Source organism: Paenibacillus typhae, from assembly GCF_900099765.1.
Taxonomy (GTDB): Bacteria; Bacillota; Bacilli; order Paenibacillales; family Paenibacillaceae; genus Paenibacillus_AQ; species Paenibacillus_AQ typhae.
On sequence record NZ_FNDX01000012.1, the window covers coordinates 51,041 to 74,359 of the forward strand.

Genomic DNA, 23,319 nt, shown 5'->3' on the forward strand with positions numbered 1-23,319 from the left:
TTATTCCCCGAGAATTTTTTTCATCATGGCATGATGCAGTCTTACCTGGTAGGGGGCGGTGCCCAGTACATCCTTGTTCGGACCTTCGTATTCGCTCAGCATGTAGCCGTTCCAGTTATGCTCCACAAGTGTGTTAACGATTTTTTCGTAAGGAATGGTCATTTCTTCGAGTTTATCGGTTACTTTAACGAATTTGGCATGACAGCAGTAGACATAAGGCAAAACCGGTATAATATCCTCAACCCGGCTATGCTCACTCGGAGGCATTACAAAGTCATTAGGTCCCCAATGGTCAGCCGGCAATGCCTGAGTTTCAAATACGCCAAAGTCTACGTTGAGTCCGAAATGCTTGGTGCCCGTACGTTTTATCAGCTCAACATATTCCTTCACGATTTCCGAGTCCAGTAGGGTAGGGGCATGGATTTCCGGGCACATAATGACATCGTATTGCTCGGCATAAGGAAGCGCGGCTTCAATAATCTCTTTCCAGTTCTTCACCGGGGAGAGGATTTCATCAATAACGCCCAGCTTGGTACGGAGAATTCTGAAGCCCAGCCGGTTTGCCAGCTTGAAATCCCTGATCAGCATTTCCAGAGATTCTTCTACGGAGAGCTCTCTGCCTTCATACAAACGGGAGTCCACCCAATGGCCATATTCAACCGGAACAATATTATACTTTTTGATCAGCCGGTCCCAATTGTCTAGCCATTCACTGCTTGGATTCGGATAACCTTCGATATGCGAATTAGCAAGGATCTCCAGACCGTACCCGCCAATATCCTGCATTTCAGCGAACATATCCTCTAAAGACATGGATACGCCAAATTCACTGGAATAGCTGTAGAGGGATACCCCCCGTTTTGGTTTCGTTGCTACAGTACTCATTAAAAGATTCAACTCCTTAAATGTTTTGATTAACTATTTATTAATGATTAACAATTAGTTAATTTATATAAATATTATATTCTTTAAAGCCGAGAAAATGCAAGCGCTTAATTCTAACTTCTGTGGATTAAAGTGATAAGTTGTTTATCAAAAGATAAATATGTTATTATACGGGTATATGGTTTAACTGTGATAAATGATTAACACATTGAGAAAACGGGGTGGAAAAAATGGAAATGACTTGGCATCAGGATGTCCGCAACCGAAGCCGGGAGGAGCTGATTTCAGCCGGTCTTGAGGTGCTTATTGAACAAAATTTTACAAAGGTCGGGCTTAAAGAGGTCTGCAGCCGGGCCAATATCAGCAAGGTGACCTTTTATAAATGCTTTGCCTCCATTGATGAGATGATTTTTGCAATCCAGCATAGAATCATGGAGGAAATTACGGAGTATTTTGAAGAACGGATGAACGTGGAGACCAGCGGCGCAGAGCTGGTTGAAAGATATTTGAACCTCTGGGTGGAGCTGTTAACAGAGCAATCAGACAAGGTGAAATTCATCGGCTTCTTCGATCATACCTACAGCGATCATTATCCGACCACAGAGCTTCAGGAAGCATACAGCAATCTGGTGCATGAAAATGTGCTGGGGAAGATGCTGTACAATGGGATTGCCCGCGGAATTGAGGATGGTACACTGAGAAGCAATCTGGATGCGAATCTGACGACACATTTTGTCTTTGTCACAAATATCAGCCTGATGCAGAAGCTGGCCTTCCGGGGCAGAATTCTCGAGCAGGAGCATGGAACCGAGGTCGAAGAGCTGACAAAAACGTTTAAAGAGGTCATTCTTAATTATGTAAAGGCGAACTAGGCGCAGATGTCCACCGGAAGTGCTAGTCCGTTGTTGACGTATGAGCTTAGCGATCAGAAGAATGTTTGTAATCATCGGCATGCCGATATTGAACTTCTATATATATTGAAGGGTTCACTCAGAGTGAAGGTTGACGGTGAAGAATTCAAGTTATCCGTGGACCAGATGATGATTGTGAATTCGCAGCATCAGCATGCTTTTCACAGTAATCAAGATGTATTCTATGTAACCATTCATTTGAATTATCAGAGGATACTCAGTCTGCTCAATGCAGGCAAAGTATTTTATTTATGCAACTCTTCAATAGAGGATAAACAGGAATACGCAACTCTTCAACAACTGGTTAAGGATATATTGAGAACTGCCGGCGATCCGGGAAGCAGCGGTCTGGAAGAACAGATGGGCCAGCTGAAATTAATTGACTGTCTGTCCAGGCACTTCTCAGTCACCTATAGCAAAAAGGATGAGGGATCGAGGCAAAGTAATAACCGCAGAAATGAAATGGAAGACTACATTCAGGCGAACTACAGCCGGAATATCAGTCTCAAGGATCTGGCCGACTTTCTGTATCTTTCTCCGCCTTATGTCTCCAAGCACTTCAAGGAACAGTTTGGGGTGAATTTCTATAAGTACTTAAATCATATCCGGCTGAATCATGCCATGGATGATTTACTTGGCTCCGGCCTTTCGGTCACCTCTATAGCCATGAACAACGGATTTCCGAATGTCAGCTCATTCAATAAATGGTTCAGGGAAAAATACAGCACGACACCGCATGAGTACCGCCAGAAGCATGTGTTATCTAACAGCAGGCAGGCATTACACGCGGCTTCCGGCCTGAAGGAATATTTGAAGGGAATTCTTGAGAAAACAGTTGCTGACCCGGATGCCGAACAACCAGATGTTTCTGTCCTAAGTGCAGCTTTAACCGGGAAAGTGCCTTTCTTCAAATATTGGACCAAAGTAATTAATCTTAATGAGGCAGCCACGCTAAGGAACTTTAATCTGCAGGAACAGATTAGAGCGCTGAAGAATGACTTAGGCTTTGAATATGGGCGAATTTCGAATGTTTTTTCGGGGGAATTGAGAATCCTTGGCAGTTCCGCTCACAGGAGCATTAACTTTTTCAATTTAGAGCGTATTTTTGATTCGTTCATGGAAATGAAGATTAAGCCGTATCTTGTTTTTGATCCTGTAACTGATCTTCCGAATCTGGGGATCGACAGCTCACTTGATGATGAGGGCAAAACAGCGGCGTTCATCACCCTGTTCCAGTCTCTCTTGTCCCATCTGATTAACCGTTACGGATTGAAGCAGGTTCAGGACTGGTATTTTGAGCTGATTTATACTCCGGATAATGAGTCTATCAGTGCCGCTTTCTACTACCGTTTATTTAACGCAATCAAAAAGAGTTTGCAGGCTTACTCGGCTGATTTCAGAGCTGGAGGCGCAGGGCTTCCCATACACTACAGTGCTGAGCATATTACCTGTTTTCTGAAGCAATGGTTTCAACAGCCGTATCCCCCAGATTTTTTGACGCTTTATTCGGAGATCCAATCTTATGAAGAGGTGGAGGGTGAACAGGCGGTCAGGAAGCTTCTGGATGCGGAATATATTCAGAACAGGGTCAAAATGGTACGGAAAATCCTGCAGGATATCGGCTGCGGGCTTAAGGATGTTCAAATTTCGAACTGGGACTGCAGTATGTCGCGCCTAAATGTTATTAATGACAGCTGCTACAAGGCCGCCCACCTCATGAAAAATATTATTGACTGCTACGGTCTTCTTCACGGCATGGGATACTGGTACGCTTTGGACTCCTTATCGCGGTCTGCGGACATGCCTTCATTGCTTTATGGAAGCCCTGGGCTGCTCAGCAGACAGGGACTGAAGAAGCCTTCCTATTATGCTTATGCTTTTCTTAACATAGGGCAGAGCAGCTATTATTTAGCAAAGGATTCACACAGCCTGATCACGAGTAATGGCATAGATAATTTTTTTATAGTCTGTCATAATATCGGTTCTTTGAACCATCAATATTATTTCGGGCAGGAGTCTGCCGCGGATGGAACAGTAGCTTACACGGGAATTTTTGAAGAGGAAGCCCCGCGGGCTCTACGTTACAGGATAACAGATGTCAAAAACGGGTTCTACAAAATTAAAATCCGTGCGGTCAACGAAACCTACGGGAACATCCGGCAGGAGTGGATCAGGCTTAACGGAGGGAATGAATTAAGTAATAGTGAGATAGAATACCTCAGGCAGATCTCTATTCCGAGAATGAAGATTTATGAGATAGAGGTCATTGACGGTACACTTGAGCTGGAGACGGTATTAAGCAGAAATGAGATTCAGAGCATTCGCATCACTTATCAATATTGAATTCTCGAGACGCTTGCTCTAAGCGTCTTTTTTGGTGATTCCGGCTTAATTATCCGCAGCGGATAATTAAGATGCGTATTCCTACCTGCAGTAAACCATTAAATATTTGCACTGAAGAGGATATTTAACGAGTATAGCAGCGGAAAATAAAACGCTATCATAAATGCAGGCAAGAACGTATTCCAGCTTAGGAGATGATACTAGTGGATCACAGAACGACAGCAAAAGAAATACTCAGATATCTTGGCGGAAACGGAAATATTGAATCCGCTTCCCATTGTGTCACCCGGCTGCGGCTATCTGTTAAAGATATGTCCAAGGTAGATGATCAGGGAATTAAAAACTTACCTGATGTGAATGGTACAGTCAATCAGGGAGGGCAATATCAGATTATTATTGGGCCTAAGGTAGAACAGCTGTACAAAGAATTTATGGCCGTCTCCCGGTCAGAAGAGGCAGAGGGAGCTGTCTTTAAGACGGAACAGACTTCAGGAAGAGCTGAAAAAAATGTGTTTAACCGGATTATTGATGTATTAATCAGCTGTTTCGTGCCCGTAATTCCTGTTATTGCCGGCTCAGGGATGATTAAGGTGCTCTGCTCTATTCTGATGAACGCCGGGGTGCTGACTGCAGATAGTTCGACTTATCAGATACTTAATATTATGGGCGACGCCGTTTATTACTTTCTGCCGTTCTTCGTAGCTTATACTGCAGCCAAAAAATTCAACACAGACCTGTTTGCGGCGATGGTTATGGCAGGCATACTGCTTCATCCGAATCTGACTGCTCTGGCTGCAGACGGGGTAACTTCAACAAGCTTTATCGGCATCCCGCTGCAGTTAGTCAGCTACAGTGCTCAAGCTGTTCCCATTATATTGGCAGTATGGCTGATGTCATATGTTGAACCGCTCGCAGACCGCTTCAGTCCGTCTATCGTAAAAGTTTTTCTGAAGCCAATGCTGATCATTCTGATTGTAGCCCCTGTCATGCTGATTGTATTTGGTCCGCTTGGTACTATTGCCGGTGATTATTTTGCCAAACTGCTGGATGTAATGAATACATGGGGATGGATCGCAGTCAGCATCAATGCTCTGATCTTCCCATTTCTCGTCCTAACCGGTATGCACAATGCCCTGATTCCGCTGATCGTTACAATGTTTGCAACCAACGGATTTGATCCTGTATTGATTGTAAGCGGTTTGATGGTCAATATTGCCCAAGCAGGAGCTGCCTTCGCAGTAGCACTTAAATCTAGGAATATCAAAATGAAAGGCACAGGCCTTTCAGCAGGTGTCGCTGCATTGTTCGGAATTACAGAACCGGCGCTTTACGGAGTAAATCTGCGGCTGAAGCGGCCTTTTATAGCGGTACTAATCGGTTCTGCGATTTCAGGCGCTTTTGCCGGTTTGATGGGCGTCACTGCTTATTCCTTTGTTAGCCCGAATGTTCTTTCCCTGCCTATCTTTATTGGCGATGATGGATTTGATGCACTTCTGTGGGTAGTTCTCTCTGTAATCGTTGCCTTTGCAGTTACCTTTACTCTTACTTGGGTGCTTGGATTCAAAGACCCGTCAGATGAAGCTTGGGCTGCTTCCGGCAAAGCTGCAGGAGGTGAAACGGAACTGTCCGGGATGAATCTGGAGATTGTTGCAAGCCCGCTGAAGGGGGAAGCCATTCCTATGACAGAGGTCAAGGACCAGGCTTTTGCTTCTGAATCCATGGGAAAAGGCATCGCCATTATTCCGGCGGAAGGAAAAGTAGTAGCTCCATTTGATGCAACCGTGGCAGTCATCAGCAATTCTAAACATGCTATCGCACTGGTCAGCGGAAGTGGTACGGAAGTTCTCATTCATGTAGGGATAGATACTGTAAAGCTTAAGGGAGACCCCTTTGAGTTGCATGTCCAGGTTGGAGATGAAGTGAAAAAGGGAGAACTTCTAATGACGTTTGACTTGGAGAAAATATTAGATTTCGGATTTGATCCGACAACATCTGTGGTGATTACAAACTCTGATCGCTATGCCGAAATCAAATCGCAGCTTGGCAATGTGAACTTTGGTGATGTAGTGCTGAGCGCCTGATTAAGAGACTTACAGAGAGATAGGAGAGAAAAAATGAACAATAGATTCCCGGAGAACTTTTTGTGGGGCGCAGCGACTTCGGCAGGCCAGGTAGAAGGCGGCTGGAACGAAGGCGGAAGAGGCCCCAGCATCATGGACATACTTGGCGGAAGCGTCGACGGAAGTGTGCACCGGCACCAGACTGTCAAAGTTATGAAGGATGTTTATTACCCGGGTCACACGGGAAGCGATTTCTATCATCAATATAAGGAAGATATCGCGCTGATGGGACAGATGGGCCTGAAATCATATCGGATGTCGATCTCATGGAGCCGGATTTTTCCGGAAGGCGATGAACGGACGCCGAATGAAGAAGGGTTGCAGTTCTATGATAATGTCTTTGCTGAATTAGCCAAATATGGAATCGAGCCTATCGTCACCATCCTGCATTATGATGCACCGCTGCATCTGGCGGATCATTATGGCGGCTGGTCGGACCGAAGGATGATTGATTTCTATCTTCATTACTGTGATACTTTGTTCAAACGTTATAAAGGCAAGGTGAAGTACTGGATTACTTTTAATGAAATCAACTGTTTGTTAGTGCCATTTGGGGTTATTACGGCCGGAGCGATGAATATGTCTTACAAATCGGAGGATAATACGGAACAGCTCAGACTACAGGCGCTTCATCATCAATTCGTTGCCAGTGCCAAAGCGGTAGCACTCGGCCATCAAATAGACAGCAACAACAAAATCGGCTGTATGATTGCCTATATGTGCAATTATCCGTTAACCTGCCGCCCGGAAGATATCCGTCTTGCTCAACAGGATGATCAAATTAAAAATATGCTGTGCGGAGACGTTCAGGTCAGAGGATCTTACCCTGGCTTTGCCACCCGGTATTTCGCTGAAAAAGGGCTACATATTGAAATGCTGCCTGAAGATACAGAGACGCTAAAGAGCGGTACCGTGGATTTTTACGCTATGAGCTACTATATGACCAATTGTATCGGGACGGATGAAAGCCAGGAGTTTACCGCCGGTAATCTGATCTATGGTATGAAGAATCCTCATCTCAAAGCGACAGAGTTTGGCTGGCAAATTGATCCACTTGGTTTAAGGTGGGTGCTCAACAACGTCTACTACCGTTATCAGATTCCAATTATGATTGTTGAAAATGGAATGGGAACGGTAGATACAGTGCAGGACGGAAAGATAATTGATAACTACCGCATAGATTATCTTCAGAAGCATATTGAACAGATTGGAGAGTCCATTGCTGACGGAGTAGAGGTTATCGCCTATACACCGTGGAGTGCCCTTGACCTGGTAAGCTTGTCCGGCGGTACGATGCGCAAGCGTTACGGTCTGATCTATGTGGACAAGGATGATTATGGAGACGGAACGCTCAAACGGATACCGAAAAAATCCTTTTACTGGTATAAAAAGGTGATTGGATCGAACGGTCTGGATTTGAGCAATGAGGATTGAATTTTCCAACAAAAAAACCTCCGGTTCGCGCCGGAGGTTTTTTTGTTGCCTTTTCTGAACAATATAATATACTATTAGTAAATGATTAATAATAAGTATATTATACTTGGGGGAATATAGGATGGGCAAAGAAAAGAAGCTGTATATTGGAATAGATCTGGGCGGAACTTCAGTGAAGGTTGGCCTCTGTGATGAACAGGGTTCCCTGCTGGCGGTTTACGAGGGACCGACTGAAGCGGAAAAACGGGCTGAAGGGGTAATGCAAAATATAGAGCTGTACGTGAGGGAGCTGGTAACCCGTGAAGGCTGCGCCTGGGAGCAAATCGCGGGGGTCGGCGCGGGTATTCCAGGATTTCTGGATATATCAGCCGGGCTGGTAAAGGCTTCTCCTAATCTGGGCTGGAAGGATGTACCGGTAAAAGAGATTCTGGAAGCGAGACTGGGTAAAGAGGTGCGGATCGACAATGATGCCAATGCGGCAGCTTTGGGTGAAGTATGGAGCGGCGCTGCAGCAGGGATTGCCAATGTCGTGTGCTATACCCTTGGAACCGGGGTGGGTGGAGGAATTGTGGTGAAGAATACGCTCTGTCAGGGCTTTAATGGAATGGGCGGTGAAATCGGACATTTGAATGTTGTTCCGGCAGCAGAGGCGATTATCTGCGGATGCGGCCAAAAAGGCTGCCTGGAAACGGTATCATCTGCTACCGGCATTATCTATATGGCTAAAGAGGCGGTTATCCGGGGGGAGCAGACTTCGCTTGCCCATATCCGTGAAATTAGTGCCAAGGATGTGCTGGATGAGGCTAAAGCCGGTGACCGGGTTGCCCTTAGAATCGTAGACCGGGCCGCAGATTATCTGGGGAAATCGATGGCGCTGCTGTCGGTCGTAGTGAATCCGCAGCGGTTTGTTGTCGGCGGCGGCGTAGCCAAAGCCGGAAGCTTCCTGCTGGAGCGGATCGAGGGCTATTTCCGTGAGTATTCACTGGAGAATGCGAAGGCGAATGTGGATATCGTTCCGGCTATTCTCGGCAACAATGCGGGAGTAGTAGGTGCGGCAGGCCTGCATATATTTGGCTGAGCCATACAGCCAGTTATCCATAGTAAGGTAAACCGGCTGGTTTCGGGATGAACGGAGTCAGCCGGTTTATATCATTTATAGGAGTGATCCCGGTACGATGAACGAATCCAAAGTAAGCAAACGGCATTCCTTATTCATCAAAATCCTTCTGATTTCCATTTTATGCATGGTTGTTCCGATGACTATTTCCCTTATGTATGCAAACGCTTCCGTTTCGCAGGCGTTACATACGGAGAGCACCCGCTCTATGTCGGCCGTTGCTGCTGAGAAGCGCAATGAGATCGATCTGGCGATAGAACAGATTAAAGTACAGTCTGCAAGTATTGCCTTACAGCCTTACATCGTTGATTATATGAACGGGACAGATCTGGATAAAGCGGCTGCAGTCCGGGCTGAAGAGCGGATTTCACAATATCTGGAGAGTGTGGTTCAGGCTTCTGCGGGGATGTATGAGAATATTTTTATCGTCGGAATGGATGGAACGATTAAGGTCGATGGCATTGGCGGCGGTTCGGCCGGTAGCAGTGTTGGTGGAGCGGAGCAGATCTGGCTTAAGGAAGCGGAGGCCAATAACGGATCTGTACTTCCGGAAGTAGCCCAGCCTTCCCCGGTAACGAACAGGCCTATAATAACTAACGTGGTAATTATACCCGGGGCTGAGAACGGGATATCGGCCGGGCTGCTTGTTACCTCTATTGATCTTAGTACGCTGGCAGCGAAAGTAAACCGTACGGATCGTAATCAGGAGTTGCAGACGATGCTGGTGGACAGCCAAGGACTTGTTATTTCAGCCGCTGATCCGGCATATACTTTGAGCCTTGATTTAAGCAAGCAGAAGGGCGACCTGCTGGATTATTATAACGGGTTCAAGGCGAGTAAGGCGGCTTCAGGAACCTTTACCCTCGAAGGTGTCCGGTATATAAGCTCCTATGAGAAAAGTACGACCCAAGACCTGTATGCTGTCACGTATGGGCCATCGAGCCTCTATACAGCACAAGTAGATGAATTGCAGAACAGGCTGATCTCTGTCATGCTGACGGCTGTCCTGCTGTTCTCGCTCATTATTTTTGGCTTTGCAAAATCTGTTACCCGGCCAATCGAGGCGGGGGCCGCTTCCCTGAACAGAATGGCTGCCGGTGATTGGAAGGAGCAGGTCTCTGTAAGGTATATGAACAGAAGAGACGAGACCGGGGTACTGATGAGTTCTATTAATCAGATGCAGGCCTCGCTCCGCAAAACCATTTCTACGGTGAAGCAGGAGTCGGAACAGCTGAATCTCAATGCGGAAGCGACTCTTGGCAGCATCACCGAACTGAACGGGCAACTTATGACCGTCACCGGAATTACGGAGGAGATGACTGCCAGCACCGAGGAAACAGCTGCCGCTGCAGATGAGTTGAAGTTCATGGCCTTGGAAACGGAAGTGGCCGTACAGGTAATGGCAAAAAGTGCAAGGCAAGGAGCTGCGGAGTCCCGTTCCATCTATGAGCGTGCTGCCGGGCTGAAGGAAGGGACGGAACAATCGAAGGCGCAGGCGGAGTTTCTGCTGCAAAGCCTTAAATATAATCTGAACACTGCAATATCACAATCTGAATCCGTCCACCAAATTAATCTGCTGGTGCAGACTATTCTCGGTATTGTATCAAAGACGAATATTCTTGCACTCAATGCCGGGATCGAGGCTGCACGGACCGGGGAATCAGGAAAGGGATTTGCTGTGATAGCAGATGAAATCCGCAAGCTGGCAGTGCAGTCAGGCATATCAGCCGGAGAAATCCAGGAGGTTACCGAAATGGTGGTACGGTCGGTCGGGAACTTAACTTTATGCTCACAGGAAGCCATCCGTTTCCTTGATCAGACGGTAATCGGGGATTATGAACTGCTGGTACAGAGTGGTGAACAGTATTACAGGGATGCGGCATTCTTTGAGCAGCTTCTTGGTGAGTTAAATGAAACGGCGGAGGGAGTGCGGGATGCAATTCATGCTATGACTGTAAGTATCAGCGAGATTACACAGGTTAACAATCAATTTGCCCGAGATACCCAGGTAATTGCTGAGCAGGCAGGCGGTATATTGCTGAAAAGCAGGGAAGTAGCCGGGGCTGCGGGACGTACGCAGGAAAGTGCAGATGAGCTTAGAAGTGGAATTGATCATTTTCGGGTGTAGAACGGAAGGGGGGAAGTCTGGATGGCTTCAACATGGCATCAGGATGTAAGGAGCCGGAACCGTGAAGAATTCATTCAGGCCGGCCTGAGCCTGCTGATTGAACAGAATTTTATGAATGTTGGACTCAAGGATGTCTGTGAGCGGGCGAATCTGAGCAAGGTTACGTTTTATAAGTGCTTTGACTCTATGGACGGGCTGATATTTGCGGTTCAGCAGAAAATACTTGGTGAAATCAGCATGTTTATTGAGCAGCACTCCTCCGCCCGCAGCAGCGGAATAAAGAGCGTGGAAGGGTATATGGATACATGGATCATGTTCCTGGAGAGCCATCCGGATTACCTGAAATATATAGGCTTCTTTGATCATACTTACCGCGACCATTACCCAAGCGCAGCCTTGCAGGAGTCCTATCAGGAAACCGTTAGTGATGGGGCGGTCGGCAAAGTGCTACACCAATACATTGAGCAAGGAGTACAGGATGGTTCTATCCGTTCCGGTCTGCAGCTTGAGCGTACGAGCCTCTTTATACTCGAGATGATTATCAGTTTAATGCAGCGGCTGGCTTTCCGGGGGAAGCTGCTGCAGGAGGAGCATGGGAGTAACGTACAGGAGCTTGCCATGACCTCAAAGGCGTTTGTGCTGCATTATCTGAAAAAATAACCGGCAAATACGGATTCCCATACGGGAATCCGTATTTAATTGCGCTTGCAAAACCAGCGGATTTTTGCTAAAGTAGCATTAAAGAGTTACTAATAGTTAATCATTAAATGTTAATTAATCATTGATCTGTTTACAGAAGGGAAGCGCGTATATGAAGCTGGGAATTATTGCTCCTGTCAAAGAGGATAGCTTTGTTCAGGCCCAAAACAGAGGCTTGAGTTTTCTGGAGTTTACCATTAATGAGGGAGACGATGTTGACGGATTTTGCAGCCAGATTGAGCAGATTGCGCAGTGGTCCTCCAAGTATGGTGTGGAGGTCGGTTCAATCGGACGCTGGAAGTCGCTGCGGATCAATGAACAGGGCGGGATTATCCGTGAAGAGCTGGAGCGGTGCTTCAAGCTGATTGATGCTGCGGCCCGGCTGAATTGCCCGAGCTTCGTGGCGGGCTGCAACTATGTGGAGGAGTTATCGCTCTATGAGAACTGCACGGCGGCGATCGCCTTTTTCAGTGAGCTTATTGCCTATGCCAAGCCGAAGAACGTTGCTGTCTCCTCCTACAACTGCCGTAAAGTAAACTTTGTAAATACCCCGGATATCTGGAGGGTCATTCATGGACATCTGCCGGAGCTGGGTATCAAATTTGATCCTTCACATGCCCGCTTCTTCGGTGGGGACTATCTGCAGGAGACGCTGGACTGGGGGCACCGGTTCACTCATGTGCACCTCAAGGGCTCACTGCTTGTGAACGGACAGAAGGTGGATGAGCCGCCGGCCGGGATGGACCAGACCGACTGGCCTTCGTTCATCGCTACACTGCGGGCAGCTGGTTATGACGCCGGGCTCAGCATCGAACCGCGCAAATCGGCGCTCCCGGACCATCTGGCAGACAAGGGCATTGATTTCTCAGCGGCGTATTTCAAGAAGCTGCTGCTGGAAGACTGAGATAATAGTTCTTTTACGAGGTGATTACTTTGACAGATAAATTAAAATACGCGCTGATAGGCGCAGGCGGCAATGCCGAGAAGAAGCATATCCACGGCTATCTGGCCCTGGAGGACGTTGAGGTTGTAGCTATATGTGATATTGATGCAGGCAAGGCGGCCCGAATGGCAGAGAAATACAATGTGCCCGGAGTGTACAGTGACTACAAGGAGATGTTTCTCAAAGAACGTCCCGATATCGTCAGCATTGTAACGCCAAATTTCCTTCATGCAGAAATTACCGAATTTGCACTGGCGCATGGCGCCCATGTCCACTGTGAGAAGCCGCTCAGCATCAGCAGTGAGGAAGCCCGGCGCATCCTCGCCGCCCGTGACCGCTATGGCAAACAAGTCATGATCGGCCTCAACAACCGGTTCCTTAATGAAGCAGTCTTCCTGAAAAAGTGGATTGATGACGGGAACCTCGGCAACATCTACAATGCCAAAGCCGGCTGGATCCGCCGCAGCGGCATCCCGGGCAGAGGAACCTGGTTCACCGATAAGGACCGTTCCGGCGGCGGGGTCATGATTGATCTGGGCGCCCATTATCTGGACCTGGCCCTGTACTTTATGGGCTTGCCCAAGGTTTCCTATGTGGCAGGCAGCATCCACCAGAACTTTGTCCATACAACCGCGCGGAACCGCAATGGTTACAAAGGGATTGAAGGCGGCCTGTTCAACGTGGAGGATGCGGCAACCGGTTACCTTGGACTGGACAACGGGGCCAGCCTGTCGTTTGATTTCAGCTGGGCCTCCAATATTGAAGAGGACCGCTTCTACGTGGAGCTGATGGGATCCAAGGGCGGAGCCAGTCTTGTTAACGGCCAGCTGAAGCTGTTCGGCGAAAGCTCGGATATCTGTCTGGATATTACCCCCAAGCTGAAGCTGAACCCGACGCTGCAGCTGAAGAACGAGTTCCGGCATTTTGTTGACAGTATCCGGCATGGAGGCAGTACGCTGATTGCTCCGGCGGAAGACGGCCTGTATTTTGCTGAAATCGTAGATGCTTTCTATCAAAGTGCAGCTGTAGGCGCTCCTGTCGTTTTGAAAAAGGGTCAGCCGGCAGCTTCTGTCAGATAAAACTGCTACATTGTACGCGGCATGCGGCATCCCTGAATAGCAGCCGGGGGGTGGCGCATGTTTTTTGTTTTTATTGAAAGCGTTTCCCGTTAGCTGAAAATATCTGCTTGCCAAATAAATGATGAAGTGATAAGGTAAGAATAAGAAGTTTACTAGTGGTAAATGATTAAAGAAAAGACAATAATTTAACTTGGGTAAGTATTTACGAAATTCATTCAGGAGGAAACTAACATGAGCAAAAAATTGAGATTCGGATTCATCGGCTGCGGCGGGATCGCCAATCAAAAGCATTTCCCGGCACTTGCCGCTCTTAGTGAAGAAGCAGAACTGGTAGCATTCTGTGATATTGTCGAGGAGCGTGCCGCTAAGGCAGCCAAGCAATACGGGATTGAAAATGCAAGCGTATACACAGATTACAAGGAACTGCTGAAGGACGAAACGCTGGATGTAGTACATGTCCTGACTCCAAATGTGTCCCACTCCTACATTACGGTTGATGCGCTGGAAGCAGGCAAGCATGTACTGTGTGAAAAGCCGATGGCCATTAGCACCGAGGAAGCACAGAAAATGCTGGATGCCGCCAAGCGTACCGGCAAAAAGCTGACGATCGGCTACCAGAACCGCTGCCGCGTTGATTCACTGGCTCTGCATGAAGCCTGCGAAAATGATGAGCTTGGTGAAATTTATTTTGCCAAAGCCCATGCTGTACGCCGTAAAGCCGTTCCGACCTGGGGTGTGTTCCCGGACAAATCGAAACAGGGTGGCGGTCCGCTGATTGATATCGGTACCCATGCGCTGGATCTGACCCTGTGGAACATGAACAACTACAAACCAAAAATGGTTGTCGGCTCGACTTACCAGAAGCTGAGTAACAACCCGATGGGCAATATGTTCGGACCTTGGGACCCTGAGACATTTGAAGTGGAAGACTCCGCATTCGGCTTCATCAAGATGGAGAACGGTGCAACGATTTATCTGGAAGCCGCATGGGCGCTCAACGTACTGGACGGCAAGGAAGCCCAGGTTACGCTGTGCGGAACCAAAGCCGGTGCGGAAATGCGCGGCAAAGCATTCCTGGATGAAGGATATGTCGTGTTCAACACTGCACAGCACGGCCAGCTGGTTGAAACGGGCCCGTCTGACGGCGGCGGTGTAGCCTACTTCAGCGGAGAGAGCCGCAGAGCGAACGATGTGGAGGCACGGATGTGGCTGGATGCACTGATTAACGACAAAGAGCCGCTCGTTAAACCGGAGCAGGCCCTGGTTGTAACACAAATTCTTGAAGCGATCTACAAATCAGCAGAGACCGGAGAGCCGGTATTCTTCTAATCCATTTCAAAACAGGGAAGGTGCAATAACAATGAAACTTGGAGTATTTTCTGTACTTCTGCAGCAATTACCCCTCGAAGAAGCGCTGGATATCATTGCTTCCAAAGGACTGGACGCCGTGGAGCTGGGAACCGGCGGTTATCCCGGCAATCATCACTGCAAGCCCGATGAGCTGCTGGCTGATGCCGGCAAGCTGAAGGCCTTCAAGCAGCAGTTTGAATCCAGAGGGCTAAGCATCAGCGCACTGAGCTGTCACGGCAACCCGCTGCATCCGCAGAAGGCTGTTGCCCGGCAGTACCATGAGGAGTTCATGAAGACACTCGACCTTGCCGAGCGTCTGGAGGTTCCGGTTGTAGTCGGTTTCTCCGGCTGTCCCGGTGACTCCGAGGAGGCGAAGTATCCCAACTGGCCGGTTGCGCCGTGGCCAAACGAATACGGCGAGCTGCTGGCCTGGCAATGGGAGCAGAAGGTTATTCCCTACTGGAAGGAAACCGGGCGCTACGCACAGGACAAAGGGCTGAAGATTGCGCTGGAGATGCATGGCGGCTTCTCCGTCCATACACCGGCTACCCTGCTGAAGCTGCGTGATGCAGCGGGCGAAGCGATCGGTGCCAATCTGGACCCAAGCCATATGTGGTGGCAGGGCATTGACCCGCTGCAGGCGATTCAGATTCTCGGCCGGGCCGGCGCCCTGCATTACTTCCATGCCAAGGATACTGTAATCGACCCGGTCAATGTCAACCGTTACGGGGTTACGGATATGCAGCCGTACACGGCACTGCTGGACCGGGCCTGGAATTTCCGCTCTGTCGGCTATGGCCATGACAGCAAGACCTGGGCGGATCTGATCAGCACAATGCGGCTGGTCGGCTATGATTATGTCATCAGCATTGAACATGAGGATGGCCTGATGTCGGTAGGAGAGGGATTCTCCAAAGCAGTGGAAATACTGAAGCCGCTGCTCATCCGTGAGCCGGCTGCAGAGATGTGGTGGGTGTAAGGACAGGGATTTCCAGAAACAAAACAATAATTATTATAAAAGAAACGAGGGGTAAACATGTCCAGTATTAAACGGGCGGTAAGCTTGTACAGCTACCAGGATGAATATGTGCGCGGCAAATTGACGCTGGAAGGCTGTCTGCAGGAGCTGGCGGAGATTGGTGTGGAAGGGGTAGAGGTCATCACGGACCAGATGTTCCACAACACGCCGGAAACCGACGATGCGAGCATCAAGGCCTGGAAGGAAATGGTGAACAAAACGGGAATCGTTCCGGTCTGCAACGATATTTTTATCAATACGAACCTGTATCATAACCGCATGCTGACCAAGAAAGAGAACCTGGATTTCCTGAAAAAAGAGCTGGTACAAGCCCACAAGCTCGGCTTCCCGATGGTTCGCCTTGTTTCCGCCACCCCGGCCGACATTATTGAGGAAGCCCTGCCGCTTGCCGAAGAGCTGAATGTCATCATGGCGCTTGAAGTGCATGCCGGAATGGCTTTTGACAATGCGATGACCAAGAAATTTACCGACATCATGTTCAAGCTGAATTCGCCTTATCTGGGGCTGGTCGTGGATACAGGGATTTTCTGCCGCAGACATCCGCGCGTATCCACAGCCTTTTTCCTCGATCAGGGCTTGAATCCTGAGATTGTAAAATATATCGATGACATCTTTGCCAGCGGGGATGATCCTCTGGAGCTATCCCATAACAAGCTGCCGGAAGATTTGGAAAAAATGGTCCGTTCCCGGATCGACAGAGAATATATTCTCTTTGCGGGCGGATACGAGAACAAGGATTTCTCCGTTCTGGACCCTTATATGCCGTATGTGAAGCACTTCCACGGCAAGTTCTGGGAAATGACCGAGGAAGGCACAGAATACTCCATTCCTTATAAGGAACTGATTGATTATCTCAAGGAAAAAGGCTACGAGGGTTATATTGCCAGCGAATATGAGGGCGGCCGGTTTGCCCTTCCGGGAACCGAGATTGATGCAGTAGCTCAAGTGAGACAGCAGCAGGACATGCTGCGTTCCTATATCTAAGCAGAGGAGAGAAGAGTACATGTTCGATAACTATGTCTTAACAGATAATAGCCTTGAGAATGTCAAAAAGGACGGGGAAATCACCGGCTACAAAATGCGCACACGCATTACCTACTACCGCGGCATTCCGCTTTCCATGGTCCATGATATCCAGGTTGAGGTAGACGGGCAGGAAGTTCCCCGCGAGAGCATCCGCTTTTCTCCGGACGGGGAGATTTATTTTACACTTGAAGAAATGAAGACCGTTACCAGCTACAAATGGGAATACGGGCAAGAGGGCGTTGTGTATGTGGAACAGCCAGGCGGGCTTACGCCGGGTGAGCATAAGATTAAGCTGACTCAGGTTTCGCGCGTAGCCTACATCCCGGTGCCGTTCTCCGGAACGCAGACGAAGACATTGATAGTGCAATAATGCTGGTAATCGGATCTTAATAGATGATGTAATGCAACAAAAAAACTCCCCGGACCGGGGAGTTTTTTGTGTTGCTATGGATGATTTAGATCAGACCGGATTTTTCGAGGAAGCGGTGGATCAAGGCGGCTACCTCGGCACGGGTGACATTGGCTTTTGGAGCCAGCGTGCTCTCATTGCGGCCGGAAACAATACCGGATTTCAGTGCTTCGCTGACACCTGCAGCTGCCCAGGCGGATACCTGTCCGGCATCTTTGAAGGAGCTGAGTGCAGCGGTCTGGCTTCCGTCTGCCTGTACAGCAGGACTATAGGCAAGAGCCTTGGCAATGATGGTCATTGCCTGCTCACGGGTGATCTGCTCCAGCGGACGGAAGGTCTGATCTTCAAAGCCTTGAATCAGGTTATGGCTTACTGCCGTCTGGACAGCCTGGCTATACCATGCGGAAGAGTGGACATCCGTGAAGGAGGATGTGCCGCTTTCCAGCCTGAGTCCCAGCGCTCTTACGAGCGTTGCAGCGAATTCAGCGCGGGTCATATTCTGGCCTGGATGGAATGCACCGTCCTCGGTTCCGTTCAAGACCATACGCGATGCAAGGTCATTAACTACAGACTGTGACCAGTGGCCCGCCACATCTGCAAAGGCAACCGGGTGATACACTACAGCATAGGTGCTGTTGGTCAAGCTGTTGATCCGGGCAACCTGTCCGCCGTCCTCAGTAATGACCTTGGTCGGGACATGACGGACGGAACCGTCAGGTTCAATAACAAGCGCGGTTGTGATTCTGCTTGCATCTGTGCCGCTTGGCAGCTTGATGCTTCTTTCAACGTAGGTGTTGAAGGTATTTACATCGATTGTTTTACCGCCGCTTGATGCTGTAATTGTGAATTCCAGCGGTGCGGCTGCCAGAGTGAAGCTGCCTGAAGTCGCAACACTATTAATGATTTGCAGCTGGGCTGCGGCCGGTGCTGCAATCTGGATCTGCAGTGTAATCTGCTGCAGCGCCGAAGTCTGCCCCAGCTGCTGCGAGAGACTGCTTATCCGCAGAAGGTCAGCAGGCAGTGTGTAGCCGGCCTGCGGGGTCTGGATTTTGATCACACCCTGCTTCTGTTCCAGGCTATTGACCATCTGCCCGTTCAGCTCACCTACGAATACATCGGAAGGTTCCGTGAAAGGCAGTGTAATTACGGCACCGTTGCCTGCAGCATTCAGCTGTTCCTGAAGCTTGGATTCATCAAGGGTCAGCGTGGTAACCTTCTGGCCGCCGGACTGTGTAACCGTGGACTGTCCGATTGTCTGCAGCTGTCCGTTGACAAGCACTGCTGTGCCTGTAGCAGCTGGCGCCGGGGTTGCTGTCGGAGCCGGAGCAGTAATCACAGCAGGGGCAGGAGTTATGGCATTTGTAGTAGCTGCAGCACCAGTACCTGCGGCATTAATGGCTTTTACAGTGAACGTATAAGTGGTTCCGTTCTGCAGTCCTGTGATGACTACCGGGCTTGAAGCGGCGCTTACCTTGATGTCACCCTCAGCCGAGCTGATCTCATAGCCTGTAACCGGACTGCCTCCGTTATCTGCCGGCGTGGTGAACGAAATGACAGCTGTTTTGTCACCTGCTGCTGCACTGGCTGCCAGCGGCGCGCCTGGTACTGTAATTGGTGTTGCGCTTGCCTGGTTGGATACCGGGCTGTCTCCGGCAGAGTTGACTGCCTGGACTGCATAATAATAAGCTGTGCCGTTAGTCAGGCCGGAAGCAGTATAGGTGTATACGGAAGAAGAGACTGTCGCCAGCTCCTCGCCGTAGGTTGCCGAGCTTACACTCTGATAGATCTTGTAGGCGGCAGAGCCCTCAACAGGAGCCCAGGTCAATTGGACCTGTCCATTGCCGGGAACAGCCGATTGCAGAACCGGAGCGCCCGGAATCTGCGTCGTATCGGACACTGCTACTGTCAGCGCCTGCGGTGCTCCGGCACTGAAAATAAAGGTGAGCTGCAGTGTTCCGACCGGCTGCTTCGCCAGATAAGCAGCAGAGAGGGTAACGGTAGTACCGGAAACGGTGTAGTCTGTTCCCTCTGCCAGCGGTGTACCCGCATTTTGAATGTTTGTCAGGGTGTTGCCCTTCAGCGTCATGTTTACAGCTATATCAGCCTGCGCACCGGTACGTTTGTCAAAGACAGCTGTGTCGGGCTCAATAATGCTGTTCTCCGGAGCAGTCAGTGTGTAGTCCTGACTCAAAATTTCACTGTCCTTCATGTCTGCCTTAACGGCAATTGCCTTCAGCGTCAACGCCTGCGTTATGGCGACCGGTCCGGTATAGAGCTGGCTGCCGGAAGTAGGGTCGCTGCCATCCGTTGTATAGTAGATCGACGCAGCTTCCGTTGCTGTTGTTAAAGTTACTTCTGTACCGGAAGGAACAGCGCCTGCTGCAGGGCTGGCTGCAGGGGCTGCCACCTGAGGTACGGCCGGATTCGCGGCAGCAGCAGTGGAAACCATGAACGTACCGACCATAAACGGCCCGTTGCTGAGCGGAATCGTAGCCGTCACAGTCAGAGTGTCCGTATCAATCACAGACATGCTGCTGCCGGTGTAGTTAATGGTATAAGCATGCTTGCCGTCTGCAGAGGCACCGACAACATAAGGGTTGCCGCCAACAGGTATAGTCTTGATTACAGTGTTCGTCGCAGTGTCGATAACGGACATATTATTGGACGAGGCGTTTGCCACATAGACGCGGCTGCCGTCGGGAGATGATTCTGTAGCATGAGGGGAACTTCCGACTGTAATAGTTGTCTCGATCGAATAGTCCGAAACATTAATAATCGTTACTGAATTACCTCCCTTATTTGCCGTATAGAGCTTGGTACCTGCCGGGTTAACAGAGAGTCCGTAGGGATTGTTAGGAACAGCGATACTGGATACCATCTTTTCCTCGGCCAGATCTACAACCGTAACCGAGTTATCGTCTGAAGAGGCAATAAATAACTTATTACCTACTACGACCAAGACAGTCGGCGTCTTGGATACAGTAATTGTATTGGTCACCGACAGCGCTGCGGTATCAATTACACTGATCGTTCCGCTGCTGCGGTTGGCAACATACGCTTTACTTCCGCTGGCGTTAAAAGCAACGCCGTGCGGGTCTGCTCCCACGGGAATCGTGCTGATTACAGTGTCAGTAGCAGGGTCAATAACGGATACATTTGAGCTTCCGCGGTTTGTAACATAAATTTGTGTGCCAGTGGGGCTGAATCCTGCACTGTTAGGATAGGTTCCAACCTTGATTTTTCCTTTTTCCACTGTATTGTTTTCTAGATTGACAACATCCACTACACCGGTGTTAAAGCTGGTAACATAGGCCTTATGCAGTAGATCAGGTGCTTCGGCTGCTGAAGTATAAGCTGTAAGTCCGGTAAGATTGATAAGCATTGCTGCAGCCAGGAACAATACAGAAAGCTTAGCCGATAATGATTTAGTCTTCAGTGTGTTCATCTCCCTTGATGTTGGTTTAAGTGTTTGGAAGCGATTTTCCAGTCTGTTATGCTCGCCTGCCTCCTTTAACGAGGGTATGTATTAAAGATATAAAGCATTTATCGGCCTTTGTACCTAAAAATGTTATAAAAAAGATTTAAAATATTCATTTAATTAATTTACACTGACATAATTTAGCGCGGCAATGAATTAAAAAAATATATGACACACATGCGTTATATAAGCTATAATGGGGCATAAAACACTAAAAATGGGGTCAGTACATGAATCAACAAAAAGGTCAACAAAGCCTGCTGACGGAGAAAAAAGAACGTTTCTCGAACAGCGGCTTCATTCTTGCAGCCATCGGGAGCTCGGTGGGTCTGGGGAATATGTGGAAGTTTCCTTATATCACAGGGGAAAACGGGGGAGCAGCCTTCTTCCTGCTCTTTATTGTCTGCCTCGTGCTGATCGGCTTGCCGGTTCTGCTGGCTGAGCTGGCGATCGGACGCAGCGGACGCGGAAGCGCCGCAACCTCGTTCATCCGGGCAGGAGGCGGCAAAGGCTGGAAGGCTGCCGGAATTCTGCAGGTCATTGCACCCTTTCTGATTCTCTCGTTCTACGTCATCGTTGCCGGCTGGACATTGCAATACGCGGTGGTTTCGTTTAACGGACAGCTGTTCAGCAATACCGATTACGCTGGCGAGTTCGGTTCGTTTATCTCCGGTTATATGCCGATTGTCTGGCAGGGCGTAGCCATGCTGATTACGGCTGCTGTCGTTATTCTCGGCGTATCCGGCGGGATCGAGAAATTCAACAAAGTGCTGATTCCCGGTCTGGTCGTGCTGCTGATCGTCCTGATGATCCGTGCCGTTACACTGCCTGGCTCATCTGCCGGCGTATCCTTCTTCCTTAAACCGGACTTCTCGGTGCTGACAGCGGAATCCGCACTGGTCGCTCTGGGACATGCCTTCTTCTCACTGTCACTCGGGATGGGGATCTTGCTGACTTACGGATCATATGTCGACAAAAACCAGTCGCTCGGCACTGCCACACTGGCTATCGGTGCAGGCGACCTGCTCTATGCGTTCATTGCCGGCCTGATTATTTTCCCGACCACGTTCTCGTTCGGCATTGCTCCTGACCAGGGGCCTTCGCTGATCTTTGTCGCGCTGCCTGCAGCGTTCTCGGCGATGCCTTTCGGCGCCTTCTTCGGCGGACTGTTCTTCATCCTGCTGGCGATTGCTGCTCTGACATCGGCGGTATCCCTGCTTGAAGTTCCGGTATCCTACGCTATGGAGCGCTGGAACTGGAGCCGGCCGCGTGCGGTCTGGATTCTGTCGCTGGTCTGCTTCCTGGTCGGTGTTCCGTCCGCCATGTCGCTGGGGATGTTCCCTGAGCTCACATTCGGGGGTAAAGCGCTGTTTGACTGGATGGACTTCATTACCTCCAACATCATGCTGCCGCTGGGCGGCCTGCTGATTACCATCTTTGCGGGCTACTTCTGGAAAGGTGCAGCTGATGCGGCCGGACTGAATGCCCGCTGGTTCCGTATCTGGCTGTTCACCCTGCGTTATGTGGCTCCGGTGCTTGTATTCCTGGTACTTCTGCATACGTCGGGGATTATCAAATTCTAAAGTGTACGTATGTAAGCCCCCGGGACTTGTCCCGGGGGCTTTTGCGATAACGAGCAAAATGAGGGCGCGCTCAGCCGGTTGCCGTATTTCCGTAAGGGTTAGTCTCGCGGAAAATTACCCACAGATAGACGCCCGCGTGTTTTGGTTAATAAATGGTATGTCTTTGGACAACCTATTACCTAACACGGAAGAAATGAGGCGATAAGCATGTCAACTTTGAACAATAGCTACCAGGAGGCCGTCGAGACGGTCCGCAAGCTGATCAAGGGCATTGATACGGCGATGTTCACCACGATTTCACCTGAAGGTCTCGTGTCCCGGCCGATGAAGACGCAGGAGGTTGAATTTGACGGAGACCTGTGGTTTCTGACCAAAAAGGATACCAGCAAGTTTGACGAGATCCTGCACGATCCGCGGGTGAATGTGGTATATGCCGATAAATCCTATGTCTCGATCCGCGGTGTGGCGAAAATTGTGAATGATGTGGCCAAGAAGAAGGAATACTGGAACCCGGGCTATGAAGCCTTTTTGAAGACCAGCTATGATGATCCGGAGGTCATCTTGATCCAGGTCCATGCCGAAGCGGCGGAGTACTGGAAGAGCGGCAATCTGGCCGAGAAGGCGAGTTACATGTTCAAAAGAATAACCAATCAGGATACTGAACATTCTAACCTCAACCAGACGGTTGAGCTGGACTAGCACCGGGCAGGACAGCATGACAAGAAAGAGCTCCGCTCTCGCAGCGGGGCTCCTTCTGTTTGGTTCGGAACGGTAT

General features: G+C 49.4%; 17 protein-coding genes. 15 read left to right on the plus strand and 2 right to left on the minus strand.

What is annotated here, in order from left to right; translation table 11 throughout:
* A complete protein-coding gene (locus BLR64_RS12875; protein ID WP_090714662.1) occupies window positions 1-885 on the minus strand; it encodes a sugar phosphate isomerase/epimerase family protein in 885 nt (294 codons plus the stop codon).
* Between the two features lie 230 nt (window positions 886-1,115).
* Here BLR64_RS12875 and BLR64_RS12880 point away from each other — a divergent pair, with 230 nt between their 5' ends.
* The 13 genes from BLR64_RS12880 to BLR64_RS12940 all read left to right on the plus strand — a co-directional run bounded on the left by BLR64_RS12880 (window position 1,116) and on the right by BLR64_RS12940 (window position 17,444).
* Window positions 1,116-1,757 (plus strand): TetR/AcrR family transcriptional regulator, encoded by a 642-nt coding sequence (locus tag BLR64_RS12880; RefSeq protein ID WP_090714663.1) that lies wholly within the window; start codon window positions 1,116-1,118, stop codon window positions 1,755-1,757.
* 6 nt (window positions 1,758-1,763) lie between these two features.
* On the plus strand, window positions 1,764-4,139 hold the full coding sequence (locus BLR64_RS12885; protein ID WP_090714665.1) for a GH39 family glycosyl hydrolase: 2,376 nt from the start codon (window positions 1,764-1,766) through the stop codon (window positions 4,137-4,139).
* Between the two features lie 203 nt (window positions 4,140-4,342).
* Complete coding sequence (locus tag BLR64_RS12890) at window positions 4,343-6,220, plus strand: beta-glucoside-specific PTS transporter subunit IIABC (RefSeq protein ID WP_090714667.1); 1,878 nt, start codon at window positions 4,343-4,345, stop codon at window positions 6,218-6,220.
* Between the two features lie 33 nt (window positions 6,221-6,253).
* The gene (locus tag BLR64_RS12895; RefSeq protein ID WP_090714669.1) at window positions 6,254-7,693 is read left to right on the plus strand and encodes a glycoside hydrolase family 1 protein; all 1,440 of its coding nucleotides are present in this window, start codon (window positions 6,254-6,256) and stop codon (window positions 7,691-7,693) included.
* Between the two features lie 121 nt (window positions 7,694-7,814).
* Entirely contained in the window at window positions 7,815-8,771 is a 957-nt protein-coding gene (locus BLR64_RS12900) for an ROK family glucokinase (protein WP_090714671.1), read from the plus strand.
* 97 nt (window positions 8,772-8,868) lie between these two features.
* A complete protein-coding gene (locus tag BLR64_RS12905) occupies window positions 8,869-10,938 on the plus strand; it encodes a methyl-accepting chemotaxis protein (RefSeq protein ID WP_090714672.1) in 2,070 nt (689 codons plus the stop codon).
* Window positions 10,939-10,959: 21 nt separating this feature from the next.
* Window positions 10,960-11,598 (plus strand): TetR/AcrR family transcriptional regulator, encoded by a 639-nt coding sequence (locus tag BLR64_RS12910; RefSeq protein WP_090714674.1) that lies wholly within the window; start codon window positions 10,960-10,962, stop codon window positions 11,596-11,598.
* Between the two features lie 151 nt (window positions 11,599-11,749).
* Complete coding sequence (locus BLR64_RS12915) at window positions 11,750-12,541, plus strand: sugar phosphate isomerase/epimerase family protein (RefSeq protein ID WP_090714675.1); 792 nt, start codon at window positions 11,750-11,752, stop codon at window positions 12,539-12,541.
* A gap of 29 nt (window positions 12,542-12,570) precedes the next feature.
* Window positions 12,571-13,659 carry a Gfo/Idh/MocA family protein gene (locus tag BLR64_RS12920; RefSeq protein ID WP_167360666.1) on the plus strand — a complete coding sequence of 363 codons (1,089 nt, stop codon included), beginning with the start codon at window positions 12,571-12,573 and terminating at the stop codon, window positions 13,657-13,659.
* A 231-nt stretch (window positions 13,660-13,890) separates the two neighbouring features.
* Entirely contained in the window at window positions 13,891-14,988 is a 1,098-nt protein-coding gene (locus BLR64_RS12925; RefSeq protein ID WP_090714679.1) for a Gfo/Idh/MocA family protein, read from the plus strand.
* A 31-nt stretch (window positions 14,989-15,019) separates the two neighbouring features.
* On the plus strand, window positions 15,020-15,988 hold the full coding sequence (locus tag BLR64_RS12930) for a sugar phosphate isomerase/epimerase family protein (protein WP_090714681.1): 969 nt from the start codon (window positions 15,020-15,022) through the stop codon (window positions 15,986-15,988).
* A gap of 57 nt (window positions 15,989-16,045) precedes the next feature.
* Entirely contained in the window at window positions 16,046-17,032 is a 987-nt protein-coding gene (locus BLR64_RS12935) for a sugar phosphate isomerase/epimerase family protein (RefSeq protein ID WP_090714683.1), read from the plus strand.
* Window positions 17,033-17,051: 19 nt separating this feature from the next.
* On the plus strand, window positions 17,052-17,444 hold the full coding sequence (locus tag BLR64_RS12940) for a C-glycoside deglycosidase beta subunit domain-containing protein (RefSeq protein ID WP_090714685.1): 393 nt from the start codon (window positions 17,052-17,054) through the stop codon (window positions 17,442-17,444).
* Window positions 17,445-17,529: 85 nt separating this feature from the next.
* On the opposite strand, the gene BLR64_RS12945 is transcribed toward BLR64_RS12940, so the two are convergent.
* On the minus strand, window positions 17,530-20,928 hold the full coding sequence (locus BLR64_RS12945; RefSeq protein ID WP_090714686.1) for an S-layer homology domain-containing protein: 3,399 nt from the start codon (window positions 20,926-20,928) through the stop codon (window positions 17,530-17,532).
* Window positions 20,929-21,191: 263 nt separating this feature from the next.
* Between BLR64_RS12945 and BLR64_RS12950 the strand changes: the two genes are divergently transcribed.
* Window positions 21,192-22,544: a sodium-dependent transporter gene (locus tag BLR64_RS12950; RefSeq protein WP_090714688.1), complete on the plus strand. Its 1,353-nt coding sequence runs from the start codon at window positions 21,192-21,194 to the stop codon at window positions 22,542-22,544.
* A 207-nt stretch (window positions 22,545-22,751) separates the two neighbouring features.
* Complete coding sequence (locus BLR64_RS12955; protein WP_090714689.1) at window positions 22,752-23,243, plus strand: pyridoxamine 5'-phosphate oxidase family protein; 492 nt, start codon at window positions 22,752-22,754, stop codon at window positions 23,241-23,243.
* Window positions 23,244-23,319 lie beyond the last annotated feature (76 nt).